Annotated in this window: 14 protein-coding genes; 7 read left to right on the top strand and 7 right to left on the bottom strand. The window is 72.0% G+C overall.

Translation table 11 applies throughout. The features are described from left to right. Window positions 1–517: 517 nt before the first annotated feature. Window positions 518–1,360, bottom strand: coding sequence for a helix-turn-helix transcriptional regulator (locus ACQXVK_RS14970; protein WP_022907301.1), 843 nt, complete (start codon window positions 1,358–1,360; stop codon window positions 518–520). Between the two features lie 102 nt (window positions 1,361–1,462). Between ACQXVK_RS14970 and ACQXVK_RS14965 the strand changes: the two genes are divergently transcribed. Beyond that, a complete protein-coding gene (locus ACQXVK_RS14965) occupies window positions 1,463–2,206 on the top strand; it encodes an SDR family oxidoreductase (protein ID WP_430854085.1) in 744 nt (247 codons plus the stop codon). 54 nt (window positions 2,207–2,260) lie between these two features. On the opposite strand, the gene ACQXVK_RS14960 is transcribed toward ACQXVK_RS14965, so the two are convergent. Next, a complete protein-coding gene (locus ACQXVK_RS14960) occupies window positions 2,261–2,701 on the bottom strand; it encodes a hypothetical protein (protein ID WP_430854084.1) in 441 nt (146 codons plus the stop codon). 132 nt (window positions 2,702–2,833) lie between these two features. On the opposite strand from ACQXVK_RS14960, the gene ACQXVK_RS14955 reads away from it, so the two are divergent. Next, complete coding sequence (locus ACQXVK_RS14955; RefSeq protein WP_430854083.1) at window positions 2,834–3,304, top strand: YbaK/EbsC family protein; 471 nt, start codon at window positions 2,834–2,836, stop codon at window positions 3,302–3,304. Beyond that, window positions 3,304–4,221, top strand: a complete 918-nt coding sequence (locus ACQXVK_RS14950) for a pentapeptide repeat-containing protein (RefSeq protein WP_430854082.1) — start codon at window positions 3,304–3,306, stop codon at window positions 4,219–4,221. Before ACQXVK_RS14955 ends, ACQXVK_RS14950 begins: the two co-directional genes overlap by 1 nt. Here ACQXVK_RS14950 and rsmA read toward each other — a convergent pair. The 4 genes from rsmA to rsmI form a co-directional block, all read right to left on the bottom strand. Next, window positions 4,166–5,017, bottom strand: a complete 852-nt coding sequence (rsmA, locus tag ACQXVK_RS14945) for a 16S rRNA (adenine(1518)-N(6)/adenine(1519)-N(6))-dimethyltransferase RsmA (RefSeq protein ID WP_022906477.1) — start codon at window positions 5,015–5,017, stop codon at window positions 4,166–4,168. The two genes, ACQXVK_RS14950 and rsmA, sit on opposite strands and share 56 nt — an antisense overlap. Next, on the bottom strand, window positions 5,017–5,925 hold the full coding sequence (locus ACQXVK_RS14940) for a TatD family hydrolase (protein WP_402267640.1): 909 nt from the start codon (window positions 5,923–5,925) through the stop codon (window positions 5,017–5,019). Before ACQXVK_RS14940 ends, rsmA begins: the two co-directional genes overlap by 1 nt. Then, complete coding sequence (gene metG, locus ACQXVK_RS14935) at window positions 5,922–7,499, bottom strand: methionine--tRNA ligase (RefSeq protein WP_031261835.1); 1,578 nt, start codon at window positions 7,497–7,499, stop codon at window positions 5,922–5,924. Before metG ends, ACQXVK_RS14940 begins: the two co-directional genes overlap by 4 nt. 121 nt (window positions 7,500–7,620) lie before the next feature. Continuing rightward, window positions 7,621–8,442, bottom strand: coding sequence for a 16S rRNA (cytidine(1402)-2'-O)-methyltransferase (gene rsmI, locus ACQXVK_RS14930; protein ID WP_430854081.1), 822 nt, complete (start codon window positions 8,440–8,442; stop codon window positions 7,621–7,623). A 65-nt stretch (window positions 8,443–8,507) separates the two neighbouring features. On the opposite strand from rsmI, the gene ACQXVK_RS14925 reads away from it, so the two are divergent. Continuing rightward, window positions 8,508–10,139, top strand: a complete 1,632-nt coding sequence (locus ACQXVK_RS14925; RefSeq protein ID WP_430854080.1) for a dolichyl-phosphate-mannose--protein mannosyltransferase — start codon at window positions 8,508–8,510, stop codon at window positions 10,137–10,139. 256 nt (window positions 10,140–10,395) lie between these two features. On the opposite strand, the gene ACQXVK_RS14920 is transcribed toward ACQXVK_RS14925, so the two are convergent. Continuing rightward, entirely contained in the window at window positions 10,396–11,043 is a 648-nt protein-coding gene (locus ACQXVK_RS14920; RefSeq protein ID WP_022906481.1) for a TetR/AcrR family transcriptional regulator, read from the bottom strand. A 166-nt stretch (window positions 11,044–11,209) separates the two neighbouring features. Here ACQXVK_RS14920 and ACQXVK_RS14915 point away from each other — a divergent pair, with 166 nt between their 5' ends. From ACQXVK_RS14915 to ACQXVK_RS14905, 3 genes are all read left to right on the top strand, one after another. Further along, complete coding sequence (locus ACQXVK_RS14915; RefSeq protein ID WP_402267650.1) at window positions 11,210–12,751, top strand: MFS transporter; 1,542 nt, start codon at window positions 11,210–11,212, stop codon at window positions 12,749–12,751. Window positions 12,752–13,193: 442 nt separating this feature from the next. Beyond that, window positions 13,194–13,754, top strand: coding sequence for an MOSC domain-containing protein (locus ACQXVK_RS14910; RefSeq protein ID WP_430854079.1), 561 nt, complete (start codon window positions 13,194–13,196; stop codon window positions 13,752–13,754). Between the two features lie 78 nt (window positions 13,755–13,832). Further along, complete coding sequence (locus tag ACQXVK_RS14905) at window positions 13,833–14,708, top strand: sulfurtransferase (protein WP_430854078.1); 876 nt, start codon at window positions 13,833–13,835, stop codon at window positions 14,706–14,708. Window positions 14,709–14,770: the final 62 nt, after the last annotated feature.

Genomic DNA, 14,770 nt, shown 5'->3' with positions numbered 1-14,770 from the left:
ACCGTTGTAGGGCCGCACCGAGCGGTCGCGGCGGCACCGGGCGGACAACCTCGCACGGTGCATGGCCGGCCAAGCTCGCACGGGCCGGACGGACCCGCACGGACCCACACGGCCGGACGAATCCGCACGGTGCGACCTTGTCCGATCCGTGCGCCGATGGTGGCTCGGTGCGAGGTTGTAGGGCCGCACCGAGCGGTCGCGACGGCACCCGGTGAACAACCTCGCACGGTGCTCGGCCGGCCAAGCTCGCACGGGCCGGACGGACCCGCACGGACCCACACGGCCGGACGAATCCGCACGGTGCGACCTTGTCCGACCCGTGCGCCGCTGATGGCTCGGTGCGAGGTTGTAGGGCCGCACCGAGCGGTCGCGGCGGCACCCGGTGAACAACCTCGCACGGTGCTCGGCCGGCCAAGCTCGCACGGGCCGGACGGACTCGCACGGGTCGGACGAAGCTGCACGGTGCGCGGCCGGGCAAGCCCGCACGGGCCGCACGGACCCGCACGGTGCGCAGGTCTCAGCCGGAGAAGACCTGCCGACCCACGACCCGGAGGAGCTCGAGCTTCTGCGCGGCCTCACTGCCCGCCGGCGCCGTGAAGAGCAACAGCGCCTGCGTCTGGCTCGTGGTGTGCAGCACCTGGCAGTCGACCGTGATCCGGCCGAGCTCGGGGTGGACGAACGTCTTGTGGTCCTCCCAGCGACTGGCCACCTCGTGCAGGGACCAGAGCGCCCGGAAGTCCGCGCTGCCCGCCTCGAGGTCGGCGATCAGCCGGGCGGCCCGGCCGTCGCCCGGCCCGGCGGCACCGACGGCGGCGCGGAGTGCTGCGACCTGTGCCCGAGCGAGCCGTTCGTGTTCCTCGGGCGCGTACCTCGCCCGCTCGTACTCCGTCATGAACCACCGCCACGGCTGGTACCGCTCGTTGCCGGGCAGGCCGGTGGTCGTGCCGACGAGTGCGGCTCCGAGCTCGTTCTCGACCAGGGTCTCCCCCAGGTCGTTGACCACGATGGCCGGGGTGTCCTCGAGTCGGTCGAGGACACGGAGGATCGCGGGGTCGACGTGGTCGGAGCGGTGCACCCGTGCGGGTGCGTTGTGCCCGGCGAGGCGGAACAGGTGGTCGCGCTCGTCGAGGGTGCAGCGGAGTGCCCGGGCGATCGCTGCGACCATCTGCTCGGACGGCTGGGGCCCGCGCTGTTGCTCGAGTCGGGTGTAGTAGTCGGCGGACATCCCCGCCAGCGCCGCCACCTCCTCGCGCCGGAGCCCCGGCGTCCGGCGGCGCTGCCCGGAACCGAGTCCGACGTCCTCGGGGCGCAGCAGTTCTCGGCGGCGACGGAGGAAGTCGGCGAGCACGGGTCGGTCCATGGTCATCATCGTGCCCCCGCGGCGCGCCACGTGCCAGGGATCGGCGGTCCCCCGATGACCGGCCTCTGGATGCTCCTGGAGCCTCGCACCACGGTGGTGGACATGGACATCACGAACTCCACCGTCTTCATCCCCGGCGCGACCTCGGGCATCGGCCTCGGCCTCGCGCTCCGCCTGCAGGCAGCGGGCAGCACCGTCGTGATCGGCGGCCGACGCCGGTCGTTGCTCGACTCGCTCGCCGCCGAGCACGGCTTCGGTACCGTGCAGCTCGACGTCACCGACCCGGCGTCGATCATCGCTGCGGCCGCCGCCGTCACCGAGGCGTACCCCGCGCTCGACGCCCTGATCACGATGTCGGGCATCATGCGCACCGAGGACCTGCGCTCGTCCGAGCACCTGCGCGACGCCGTCGCCGTCGTCGAGACGAACCTGCTCGGGACGATCCGCCTCGTCGACGCGTTCCTGCCGCACCTGCTCACCCGTCCCGCGTCAACGATCGTCACCGTGACGTCGGGGCTGGCGTTCACCCCGCTCACGGCGACGCCGACGTACAGCGCGACGAAGGCCGCCGTGCACTCGTACACGCTCTCGCTCCGGCAGCAGCTGTCCGGGTCGCCGGTCGCCGTGCTCGAACTGGCGCCGCCGGCGGTCGCGACGGACATCATGGGAGAAGGGGTGGACTTCGGCGGGATGCCGCTCGACGACTTCCTGACCGAGGTCGTCGACCTGCTGCGCTCGGGTGCCGCCCCGGAGATCCTCGTGCAGAACGTCCTGCCGCTGCGGTGGTCGGAGCGTGACGGGACGCAGCAGCAGCTCATCGAGGCGCTGGCGTCGCGCGGGCACTGACGACCGGCTCACCGTCCCCGGCGGCGGGTGGCGGGTGACGGGTGGCGGGCGCGCTCAGTCGGTGGCGCCGTCCGCCTCGCCGCGAGCTTCGCGCCGCCGGATCACACCGTCGAGGAACCGGTTGACGAGCCGCCAGGCCGGCCAGGTGAGGGCCCCGATCAGCGCTGTGTCGACCGGCCGACCGAGCGCGCGGATCACGACGTAGGCGCCCGTCATCGCCAAGCCGGTCGACAGGGCGGCGTTGAGGCGACGGGGCGTCCAGATCGACGCACGAGGATCGTCCCGGTCGTGGCCCTCGCGGTCGTCGTCGTCGGGGAGCCGGTCGAAGGTGATCCCCCACGCGACGAACATCGCCCCCAGCGCAACGGCCACCCACGCGGCGTCGGCGGACGGGTCCCGGAGCAGCGCGCGCACGGCGACGACCACGATGGCGCAGCCTGCGACCACTGCCGTGAGCAGGAGGACGAGTGCGGAACGGGAACGCGGTGCAGACACCCGTCGAAGCCTAGGGCCATCCGGTCGGTCCACGCGTGCAGGTCGACGTGCTGCGGATCTCGAGGACCCGTCGCGCGCGTTCGCTGTCGAGGGACTCGCGCTGGACACCGGATCCCACGAAGATGGGCGGTGATGAACGACCGCCTCGCCACCGTCCAGCGCATCGTCGCCGAAGCCGGCATCGACGCGACCGCCCGGGAACTCCCCGACTCGACCCACAGCGCCGCGCAGGCCGCCGCCGCGCTCGGCACCGAACCGGGAGCGATCGCGAGCAGCCTGCTGTTCCTGGCGGACGGTGCACCCCTGCTCGCGATGACCTCCGGTCGGCACCGGGTCGACACCGACCTGCTCGCGGCCCAGATCGGCGCGGCCGAGCTCACGATGGCCACCGCGAAACAGGTCCGCGAGATCACCGGGCAGCCGATCGGCGGCGTCTCCCCCGTCGGCCACCCGGCCCCGATCCGCACCGTGGTGGACGAGGCGCTCCGCGAGTACGACACGATCTGGTCGGCCGCGGGGACCGCGAACAGCGTGCTCCCCCTGACCTTCGAGCAGTTGCTGTCGCTGACCGGTGGGACGGTCGTCCGGGTCAACGACCACTGATGACGACGCGGACGCGTGTCGAGCTGGGACGACGCGAGGACCTCGGCGCCGACTGCGCGAACTGCTTCGGCCTGTGCTGCGTCGCCCTGGCGTTCACGCGGTCCGCGGACTTCCCGTTCGACAAAGACGCTGGCGACCCCTGCTCGAACCTCGACGACGCGGACGGCTGCCGGATCCACCCGCACCTGCGGGAACGGGGTTTCTCCGGCTGCACGGTGTTCGACTGCTCGGGGGCCGGGCAGAAGGTCTCCCGGCACACCTTCGCGGGCCGCTCGTGGCGCGACGACCCCGAGACGCGGCGGTCCATGTTCGCCACGTTCCCGATCGTCCGACGGCTCCACGACCTCCTGCGCCACCTCGACGAGGCGATCACCCTCGTGCGAGCGTCACACGACGAGACCCCCTGGGTCCAGGCCTTCGAGCACGTCCGTCTGCTGAGCGACGGGACGCCGGAGGACCTCGCCGTGCTCGACGTCGACGCCGAGTACGACCGTGCCCGTCCGCTCCTGCTCGAGGCGAGTGCGATCGCACGAGGACGGGGTCCGGTCGGCGCCGACGGCCAGCGGGTCGGTCCGGGGACGGACCTCGTCGGCGCGGACCTGCGTGGGGCCGACCTGCGCGGGGCGACGCTGCGCGGGTCGCTCGCGATCGCGGCGGACCTCCGGGGTGCCCGGTTGGACCGCTGCGACCTGCTCGGCGTGGACCTTCGCGACGCGGACCTGCGCGGCACCGACCTCTGCGGAGCACTGTTCCTCACGCAGATGCAGGTCAACGCGGCACGGGGCGACGCGGCCACGGTCCTGCCGGCGGGGTTCCAGCGTCCCGGGCACTGGAGCACGACGGCCGATGCGACCGACGGGGTCACTCCCCCGCGGCGAGCACCGTCCGGCCGAGCCGCACGAAGTCGTCGGCGCTGAGCATCTCCCCGCGGGCCGTCGGGTCGACCCCGGCGGCGGTGAGGAGTTCCGACGCCCGGGCACTGCTGCCGAGGACGCCGGACAGGCTCTGCCGCAGCATCTTCCGCCGCTGCTGGAACGCGCCGTCGACGAGCGCGAAGACCTGCGCCCGCAGGGCTTCGTCCCCGGGGGGCTCGTGCCGGTCGAACCCGACGAGCACGCTGTCGACGTTCGGCACCGGCCAGAACACCTGACGGCTGACCTGGCCGGCGATCGACCACGACCCGTACCACGCGGCCTTGACGCTCGGCGCCCCGTAGACCTTGCTGCCGGGTCCCGCGGCGATGCGGTACCCGACCTCGGCCTGCACCATGACGAGCGCGCGTTCGATGGACGGGAAGGTCGCCAGCAGGTGGAGCAGCACCGGGACGGAGACGTTGTACGGCAGGTTCGCGACGACGTGCGTCGGCGACTCCGGCAGGTCGGTCGCGGCGACGGTGAGGGCGTCCTGGTGGATCACGCGGAGCCGTGCGTCGGGCTGCATCGTGGCCACGGTGGCCGGGAGCTCCGCGGCGAGGCGACCGTCGATCTCCACCGCGGTCACCGAGGCGCCGGTCTCGGTGAGACCGAGCGTCAACGATCCGAGGCCGGGCCCGATCTCGAGGACGGCCGAGTCGGCCGACACCCGGCCGGACGCCACGATGCGCCGGACGGTGTTGGCGTCGTGCACGAAGTTCTGGCCGAGCTTCTTCGTCGGGGTGACGTCGAGCCGGGCTGCGAGGTCCCGGATCTCCGCCGGGCCGAGGAGCGTCGCCACTAGCCGTCCACCGTCACGGGCTCGGCGTCCCACGCACCGTAGACGAGCTCGGTGTTCGAGGCGATCTGTGCCGCGAGCATCGAGGCGTCGGTCCCGAGGGTCTCGGCCATCGACCGGAGCGTGAGCGGGATGAGGTACGGCGCGTTCGGTCGGCCGCGGTACGGCGTCGGGGTGAGGTACGGCGCGTCGGTCTCGACCATGATCAGGTGACGCGGCGCGACGTGCAGGGCCTCGCGCAGGGGTGCGGCGTTCTTGAACGTCACGGTGCCGGCGAACGACATGTACCAGCCGCGCTCCGCACAGAGCCGGGCGAGGTCGGGGCCCCCCGAGAAGCAGTGGAACACGGTCTTCTCGGGAGCGCCGACCCGGTCGAGGACCTCGACCACGGCGTCGTGCGCGTCGCGGTCGTGGATCGTGAGCGCGAGGTCGTGCTCCTTCGCGATGCGGATGTGCTCCTCGAACGAGCGGACCTGGGCGTCGCGGCCGTCCTCGCCCGTGCGGAAGAAGTCGAGCCCGGTCTCGCCGATCGCCCGGACGCGGGGCAGCGCCGCGAGCCGTTCGATGCCCGCGAGGTGCTCGTCGAGCAGCCCCTGCTCCTGCAGCGACGGCGCTTCGTTCGGGTGGAGCGCCACGGCGGCGAGGACCCGGGGCTCCCGTGCTGCGATGGCGGCCGACCACTCCGAGGTCGCGAGGTCGGTGCCGACCTGCACGACACCACGGACACCGACGCTCGACGCCCGGCCGAGGTGCTCGCGGTAGTCGAGCGCGCCGTCGCCACCGTCGGCGATCTCCATGTGGGTGTGGTTGTCGTACACCGGGACGACCAGCGCCTCGGGCAGCGGCGGGTAGGTCAGGTCCCGCTTCGACCCGTCGCCGTCGCCCCGGGAGCGGAGGTGCGCGTCGGTCACGCGGCGCCCTGCTCGGACTGCTCGATGCGCGGGAACAGCCCGCTCTCGAGCGGGACCACGGTCGACGCGCCCTGCCACTCCCATGCGCGGTCCACGCGCTGCTCGGTGATGGAGCCACCCGCACCGATCGCGGCCCAGAGCTTCTCGGTCGCCTTCGGCATGACCGGCGACAGCAGCACCGCGACCGTGCCGAGGCCGCGGAGCGCGGTGGACAGCACGGTGCCGAGCCGCTCGCGCTGGGCGTCGTCCTTCGCCAGGGCCCACGGCTGCTGCTCGGTGATGTACCCGTTCAGGGCGTCGACGAGCTCCCACACCGCGGCGATCGCCTCGTGCGGGGCGAACGCCGCGATGGCCGCGTCGGCACGCTCGGTGACCGACACCGCGAGGGCGTCGATCGCCTCGTCCGACCCGGTCAGCGCGCCGCGCTCGGGCACCGCGCCGTCGAAGTACTTCTGCAGCATCGCGACCAGGCGGGACGCGAGGTTGCCGAACCCGTTCGCGAGCTCGGCCTGGTAGCGGGCGGAGATGTCCTCCCAGCTGAAGTTGCCGTCCTGCCCGAAGGTGATCGCGCGGAGGAAGTAGTAGCGGAACGCGTCGGACCCGAACGTGTCGGTGATCTCGGACGGCGCGATGCCGGTCAGCTTCGACTTGGACATCTTCTCGCCGCCGACGAGCAGCCAGCCGTGACCGAACACGCGCTCGGGGACGGGCAGCCCGGCGGCCATCAGCATCGCCGGCCAGATCACCGCGTGGAAGCGGGCGATGTCCTTGCCGACGATGTGCACGCTCGGCCACAGGCGCTGGAAGGCCTCGTCGTCGTCCGTGCCGTAACCGAGCGCCGTGACGTAGTTGAGCAGGGCGTCGAACCACACGTAGAGCACGTGGTCGTGGTCCCACGGGATCTGGATGCCCCAGTCGAAGCTCGACCGCGAGATCGACAGGTCGCGCAGGCCCTGCTTGACGAACGAGATGATCTCGTTGCGGACGCTCTCGGGCTGGATGAACAGCGGGTTCGACTCGTACAGGTCGAGCAGGCGCTGCTCGAAGTCGGACATGCGGAAGAAGTAGTTGCGCTCGGCCAGCACCTCGACCGGGATCGAGTGGATCGCACAGACCTGCTGCCCCTCGTACGCACCCGTGCCGGGGACGAGGTCGCTCGGCTGCTTGTACTCCTCGCAGCCCACGCAGTAGAAGCCCTCGAACTCGCCCGCGTAGATGTAGCCGTCGTCGTACAGCTTCTGCAGGAACGCCGTCACGCCGCGCTCGTGGCGTTCGTCCGTCGTGCGGATGAAGTCGTCGTTCGCCACGTCGACGGTGTCGAGGAGCGGCTTCCACGCCTCGGTCACGAGCCGGTCCGCCCACTCCTGGGGCGTGACGTCGTTCGCGGACGCCGTGCGGAGGATCTTCTGCCCGTGCTCGTCCGTGCCGGTCAGGAGCCAGGTGTCGTCGCCGCGCTGCCGGTGCCAGCGCGCGAGGACGTCCGCGGCGACCTCGGTGTAGGCGTGCCCGATGTGGGGCACGTCGTTCACGTAGAAGATCGGCGTGGTGATGCTGAACGAGGACCCGTCGGACATGCGGACCATCCTACGGGCGCACCGGTGCCGCATGACGCGCCCCGCGCGCCACCTGTGGAGAACCGGACGGGAGGCGCGGTGCGCGTCCGGAGCCGCGCCTCCCGGCCCGTGACGCTCGCGTCTACCGCGCCGCCAGCGCACCCTCGTAGAGGTCGCGCTTCGACAGCCCCGTCGCGTCCGCGACGGCCGCCGCCGCCTCCTTCATGCGGGACCCGGCGGCGACTCGCTCGAGCACGAGCCGGACCCCGTCCTCGATCGTCGTCACGTCGAGCGCGCCGGTCGACCCCTCGACGACGACGCAGATCTCGCCGCGCACCCCGTCGGCCGCCCACGCCGCGAGCTCCGCGAGGGACCCGCGCCGGACCTCCTCGTGCAGCTTCGTCAGCTCGCGGCAGACCACCGCGCGCCGGTCGTCGCCGAAGCTCGCGGCCATGTCGGACAGCGTGTCGGCGAGCCGGTGCGGGGACTCGAAGAACACCATCGTGCGCTGCTCGCCGGAGAGCGCGGAGAACAGCCGCCGCCGCTCACCGCCCTTGCGTGTCGGGAACCCCTCGAAGCTGAACCGGTCGGTCGGCAGGCCGGACACGGCGAGCGCCATGAGCACGGCGGACGGCCCCGGCAACGCCGTCACCGTCACCCCGGCGGCAGCGGCGGCCTCGACGAGGGGGAAGCCGGGATCGCTGATCGCGGGCATGCCGGCGTCGGTGAGGACGACGACGTCCTCGTCACGGGCGAGCTCGACGACCTCGGCCGCCTTCGCGCGCTCGTTGTGCTCGTGCAGGGCGATGAGGCGGGGTCGGTTCTCGATGCCGAGCGCCCGCATGAGGTGGATCGCGGTGCGGGTGTCCTCGGCAGCGACCACGCTTGCGTTCGAGAGGGTCTCGACCAACCGCCTGGAGGCGTCGCCGAGGTTGCCGATGGGCGTTGCTGCGAGCACGATCACGGGACCATTGTGGTCGCCTGTGCGCGGCAGCGCGGACATGGCGTCGATCCGTAGGATGCTCTGCGATGACCAGCGCGCTGACCGACGACCGCACCGCCGTCCCCGACGGGCCGGTCGGTTCCCGTCTCGACGACTGGTGGGGGCGCACGCTCTCGACCGCCAGGCGCGTCGCACTGTGGCGCTGGGCCGGGCCGCTCGGCGTCACCCTGTTGGCGGCGGTGCTGCGGCTCGTCACGCTCGGCCACCCGCACTCGCTCGTGTTCGACGAGACCTACTACGTCAAGGACGGCTGGTCGATCGTGCACCTCGGGTACGAGGGCACCTGGCCGGGCAACCCCGCCGACGACTCCCAGCCGACGACGGACCAGCGGTTCGTCGACGGGCAGACCGACATCTTCACGAACGCCGCCGAGTTCATCGCGCACCCGCCGCTCGGCAAGTACCTCATCGGCCTCGGCATGCTGCTGTTCGGCGCGGACAACTCGTTCGGGTGGCGCTTCGCCGTCGCCGTGCTCGGCATCGCGACCGTGTTCCTCACGGCCGTCATCGCCCGCTCGCTGTTCCGGTCCACTCTCATCGGCACGCTGGCGGGGTTCCTGCTCGCGGTCGACGGGCAGGCGATCGTGCTGTCCCGCGTGACGCTGCTCGACGGGATCCTGACGTTCTTCGTCGTGCTCGGCTTCGGCGCGCTGCTGCTCGACCGACGCTGGACGTCCAGACGACTCGACGCCTGGGTCGCCCGACGGACGGCCGCCGGACGCGACACGCTCTGGGGACCGGTGCTGTGGTGGCGGCCGTGGTTGATCGCCATGGGGCTGGCGCTCGGCCTGGCGACCGCGACGAAGTGGTCCGGCATGTACTTCCTCGCGTTCTTCGCGGTGTACTCCGTGCTGACCGACATGATGCTGCGGAAGCGGGCCGGCATCGAGTTCTGGTCCTCGAGCGCGTGGCTGCAGCAGGCACCGGTGTCGTTCCTGCTCACCGTGCCGATCGCCGCCGTCACCTACGTGGCGTCGTGGACCGGGTGGTTCGTGTCGAAGGACGGCTGGGACCGGAACTGGATCGACACGGGAGGCGAGCGCTGGACCGGCGTGCTGTCGTGGGTGCCGGACAGCCTGCAGAACTGGTGGCACTACCAGTCCGAGATCTACGGCTTCAACATCGGCCTGCACACCCCGCACTCGTACCAGGCGAACCCGCTGCTCTGGCTCGTCATGCAGCGCCCGACGTCGATGTACTACGTCGGCACGAACGCGGGCCAGGACGGCTGCACGGCCACCCGCTGCGGCGAGGCGATCACCGGCATCGCGAACCCCTTCGTCTGGTACGCGGCGGTCGTCGCCGTCGTGGCGCTGCTCGTGCTCTGGATCCTGCGTCGCCGGTGGGAGTACGCGTTCGTCCTGATGGGGGTCGCGGCGGGGTACCTGCCGTGGCTGCTCTACGTCGACCGGACGGTTTTCCAGTTCTACACGATCGCCTTCGAGCCCTTCATGGTCATGGCGCTCGCCGCGGCGATCGGGTTGGTGCTCGGACGACGGGACGACCCCCGGCCGCGCCGGACACGTGCCGTCGTGTGGGTCGGCGTGTACCTGGGCGTCGTGGTGCTCGCGTCGGCGTACTGGCTGCCGATGTGGACGGGCATGCAGGTGCCGTGGGACTTCGTCCGGTCCCACTACTGGCTGCCGAGCTGGCTGTAGCACGCGACCACCCGTCGGCCGGGAGGCGCGGGTCGGCCCCGCACCGCGCCTCCCGGCCCGGACGGGGTCGCGTCCGGAGCGCGCGCTGGTGCGCACGGCGGGTAGGGATCGTGCCGCGCGCTCGTGCGCACGGCGGGGCGGGGTCGTGTCCGGGCCGCGCGCTGGGGCGCCCGGTCGGGCGGTGTCACGACCGCGCGCTGGTGCGCCCGGTCGGGCGGTGTCACGACCGCGCGCTGGTGCGCCCGGTCGGGCGGTGTCAGGACTGCGCGTGCAGGGCGCGCTCGATCGACTCGCGGTCGAGCGGGTCCCCGAGCATGGGCGCGTCGGGGGTGCCGGGCAGCACGCCCTCGATGAGGACCTCGGCGTAGCGGCGCCATGCGTTCGGGTCGTGCGCGCGCGTCGTGTCCGCGACGGCGCCGACCATCGAGGTGAGCATCGGCAGGTCGCGGTAGTCGAAGCCGACCCGCACCACGCCGGCGTCCCGCGCACGACGGATGATCTCGGAGACCTGGGTCTCGAGCCGGTCACGTTCCTGCACGATCGACGGGCGCGACTTGCCGGCACGCACGATGGCGTCCGCGAGGGCACGGTCGCGCGCCCGGAACTCGAACACGCCCATCAGGTACACCCGGAGGGACTCACGCGGATCGGACTCGTCCGCAGCACGTGCCGCGGCGTCGTTCATGGCCTCGAACTTGGTGGCGAGCAGCGCCTCGATCAGGGAGTCCTTGTCGGCGAAACGGCGGTAGACGGTCCCGACGCCGACGCCGGCCTCGTGCGCGATGTCGTTCAACGTGACCGACAACCCGCGTTCCGCGAAGCACTTGCGTGCCGTCTGCAGGATCAGCTCGCGGTTGCGTGCTGCGTCGGCGCGGAGGGGGCGCTCGAGGTCGGTGGTGCTCACGTCACCGAACCTAGTTGAACTTTCTGGGAATAAGCGGATGCAGACCTTCCGTTTCGGTCTACACTGGTCGCAAGCGGATGCGTCGCATCCGCTTCACCCCCTCCGCTCCAGGAGCGCCCGACGGCGCGTGCTCCGCCACCCCTCCACCTTCTCGAAGGAGGCTGCCGTGACGGCAGAACAGACCGTGCCGACCCCCACCGGGGCCGCACCCACGACTCCGGGCACCACGCCCGACAAGGCCAACCACCGCTGGATCGCCCTGGCGGTCATCGCCCTCGCGCAGCTGATGGTCGTGCTCGACGCGACCATCGTCAACATCGCCCTGCCCTCGGCCCAGGCGGACCTCGACTTCGGCACCGACCAGCGTCAGTGGATCGTGACCGCGTACTCGCTGGCGTTCGGCTCGCTGCTGCTCCTCGGCGGGCGACTCGGCGACCTCTTCGGCCGCAAGAACACCTTCATCATCGGGCTCGTCGGCTTCGCCGTCGCGTCCGTGCTCGGCGGTCTGGCCGACTCGTTCGGCCTGCTCGTCGCCGCCCGCGCGCTGCAGGGCGTCTTCGGTGCGCTGCTCGCACCGTCCGCGCTGGGCATGCTCACCACGACGTTCCGCGACCCGAAGGAGCGCGGTCGCGCGTTCGGCATCTTCGGGTCGATCGCGGGCTCCGGTGCGGCGATCGGCCTGCTCCTCGGCGGGGTGCTCACCGAGTACGCGTCGTGGCGCTGGTGCCTCTACGTGAACGTGGTCTTCGCGGTGCTCGGCGTGATCGGTGCCCTCGTGTTCATGGCGAAGCCGCCGAAGGTCGAGCGTCCGCGCATCGACGTCGCCGGTGTCGTCACGATCACGGCCGGCCTCGTCGGCGTCGTCTACGGCTTCTCCAACGCCGAGACCAACGGCTGGGACGCCCCGCTCACCATCGGCATGCTCGCCGCCGGCGTGGTGCTGATCGCGGCGTTCGTCTTCATCGAGACGCGCGTCGCCCACCCGCTGCTGCCGCTCCGGGTCGTCCTCGACCGTGACCGCGGTGGTTCGTTCATCGCCATCGGCCTCGTCGCGATCGGCATGTTCGGCATCTTCCTGTTCCTGACGTACTACCTCGAGCAGACCCTCGGGTTCAGCTCGCTGCAGACGGGCCTGGCGTTCCTGCCGATGCCGCTGTCGATCATGATCTCGGCGACGCAGATCGGTGGTCGACTGCTCCCCCGCGTCGGTCCGAAGGTGCTCATCTTCGCGGGTGGGCTCGTCGCGGCGACGGGGCTGCTGCTGCTCCTGCGCACCGACCTCGACAGCTCGTACGCGGGCACGGTCCTGCCGGCGCTCGTCGTGATCGGCCTCGGCATGGGCACGATCTTCTCGTCGGCGATGAACACCGCGACGACCGGGGTCGCCCGGGCCGATGCCGGTGTGGCCTCGGCGACGGTGAACACCATGCAGCAGATCGGCGGCTCGATCGGGACCGCGCTGCTCTCGACGATCTTCGCCGACGTCGTGGCGAACAGCCTCTCCGGGCTGACCGCGGCGCCGACGAAGCTCCAGCAGGCGCAAGCTGTGCTCGACGGCTACCACGTGGCGTTCGGCATCTCGGCGGGCGTGCTCGTGCTGGTCGCCCTCGCTGGTGGGCTGCTCATCAACCGCCAGTCGGTCCGGCTGGCGAAGCTCGAGCGCGCCGGCGCAGCGACGACCGGGAGCATCCCGACCGCCGCGCACTGACGCACTGCTGCTCGACACGGACGGCCCGCCCTGGTTCCCCAGGGTGGGCCGTTCGTGTGTGCTGGCAGGGGTTGGGGCGTGGCGGGTGGCGGGTCGCGGGCGGCGGGTTGGCCGACGCCGACGCTGACGCTGACGCTGCTGACGCCGAGCGACATCGTCGACGTCGTACGACAGCGGCCTCGTCGCTCCATGCACACGCGGGCAATCGACGGCCGGTGCGAACGACATCGTCGACGTCGTACGACATCGGGCTCGTCGTTCGAGGTCCACACCCGGGCGGCCGCCGCACACCCGGGCGGCCACCGCGCACCCGGGCGGCCACCGCTCACCCGCCCCGGGTCGCACGCGATGTTCGACGACCCGCGCGTGGATCGACTCGCGGAACGTCACACTCCCCGCGGAACCACTCGCGCCAGGGCACGATCCGCGCCAGGATCGAGGGGTGACCGACCACGAGCAGGACCACCCCGTCGTCGTCTCGGTGAGCCGCGATACCGACCACCACTTCAGCAAGCCGGTCGTCGACGAGGTCGTGCTCGTCGCCGGCTGGGGCATCGAGGGCGACGCACACGCCGGCACCACCGTGCAGCACCGGTCGCGGGTCGCCCGGGACCCCTCGCAGCCGAACCTCCGCCAGGTGCACCTGCTGCACACGGAACTGTTCGATGAGGTCGCCGACGCCGGGTACGCGGTCGCACCGGGCCAGATGGGCGAGAACGTCACCACCCGTGGGATCGACCTGCTGCGCCTGCCCACGGACACGCTCCTGCACCTCGGCGACGACGCGTGCGTGCGGGTGACGGGCCTCCGGAACCCGTGCCAGCAGATCAACGACTTCGAGCCCGGCCTCCTGCGTGCCGTCCTCGGTCGCGCCGACGACGGCTCCGTCGAGCGGAAGGGCGGCGTGATGGCCGTCGTGGTCGCGGGCGGCGTCGTCCGACCGGGCGACCGCATCCGCGTCGAGGTCCCCGCGGGCCCGCCGGAGCCGCTCCAGCCCGTCTGACGACCCGCGACACGACCTCGTTGCGTCGTGTGTCCGTTTCCCTCGCACACGTCAGGGGTCCCGGTTATCGTGTGCGCCATGGCCCCCGTCCTGACCTCGCCGCTCGTGTCGACGCAGTGGCTCGCAGACCACCTCGGTGCTGACGAGCTCATCGTGCTCGACGCCTCGGTGCACACGGCCGGGACCGGATTCCAGACGACGTGGCAGACCGCACGGGACGCGTACGAGCAACGCGGGCACGTGCCCGGTGCGCGGTACGCCGACCTCGTCGAGGCGTTCTCCACGCCCGACGCCGCCGTGCCGTTCACCCGCCCGGACGCCGAGCGGTTCGAGTCCGCCGCCAGCGAGCTCGGCGTGACGAACGGCTCGACGGTCGTGGTCTACGACGACAGCGTCGGCGAGTGGTCGGCACGCCTGTGGTGGATCTTCCGCTCGTTCGGCTTCGACTCGGTCGCGGTGCTCGACGGCGGCTTCACGAAGTGGCGGGACGAAGGACGCCCGGTCCGCGTCGGCGCGCTCCGGACGGCTCCCGCCCCGACCTCGCGGACGGCCGGGGAACCCGCAGCGTTCCTCGCCGGCGAGGAACGCGCGCTCTGGGCCGACCACGACCGGGTCCTCCGCGCCGTCAGCGGCGACGAGCCCGCCACGCTCGTCCTCGCGGCGCCGGACGCCGCGCTCGGCACCGAGCACCCGCCGATCGTCCCCGGCAGCACGACGGTGCCCGTGGACGCCATCGTCGACCCGACGACGAACGCGTTCCTGCGGCGTCCCGCGCTCGAGCAGGCCTTCGCATCGGTGCTCGACGCCGACGAGATCGTCACCTACTGCGGGGTCGGCAGCGCCGCGTGCGCCGATGCCCTCGCGCTCACGGTGCTCGGCCACGACAAGGTCCGGGTGTACGACGGGTCCCTGCTCGACTGGTGGCGCCGCGAACCCGAGGCGCTGGCCTCCTGACCCGGCGCCCGCGCCGCAGCCCCGCTGCCGCACGATCCGCGCGGCGCCCGCACCGCAGCCCC

Origin of the sequence: Curtobacterium sp. AB451 (assembly GCF_050585845.1) — a bacterium.
In the GTDB taxonomy this organism is placed as follows: domain Bacteria; phylum Actinomycetota; class Actinomycetes; order Actinomycetales; family Microbacteriaceae; genus Curtobacterium.
The sequence above is the reverse complement of the archived record's forward strand: the minus strand, read 5'-3'. Positions and strand labels throughout refer to the sequence as shown.

What these genes read in the sequence shown, in the direction of transcription:
- metG (WP_031261835.1), bottom strand. Translation starts at nt 7,499, where the DNA reads ATGTCCGACGGGTCCTCGTTCAGCATCACCACGCCGATCTTCTACGTG.
- ACQXVK_RS14955 (WP_430854083.1), top strand. Translation starts at nt 2,834, where the DNA reads ATGAACGACCGCCTCGCCACCGTCCAGCGCATCGTCGCCGAAGCCGGC.
- ACQXVK_RS14905 (WP_430854078.1), top strand. Translation starts at nt 13,833, where the DNA reads ATGGCCCCCGTCCTGACCTCGCCGCTCGTGTCGACGCAGTGGCTCGCA.
- ACQXVK_RS14950 (WP_430854082.1), top strand. Translation starts at nt 3,304, where the DNA reads ATGACGACGCGGACGCGTGTCGAGCTGGGACGACGCGAGGACCTCGGC.
- ACQXVK_RS14970 (WP_022907301.1), bottom strand. Translation starts at nt 1,360, where the DNA reads ATGGACCGACCCGTGCTCGCCGACTTCCTCCGTCGCCGCCGAGAACTG.
- ACQXVK_RS14965 (WP_430854085.1), top strand. Translation starts at nt 1,463, where the DNA reads ATGGACATCACGAACTCCACCGTCTTCATCCCCGGCGCGACCTCGGGC.
- ACQXVK_RS14925 (WP_430854080.1), top strand. Translation starts at nt 8,508, where the DNA reads ATGACCAGCGCGCTGACCGACGACCGCACCGCCGTCCCCGACGGGCCG.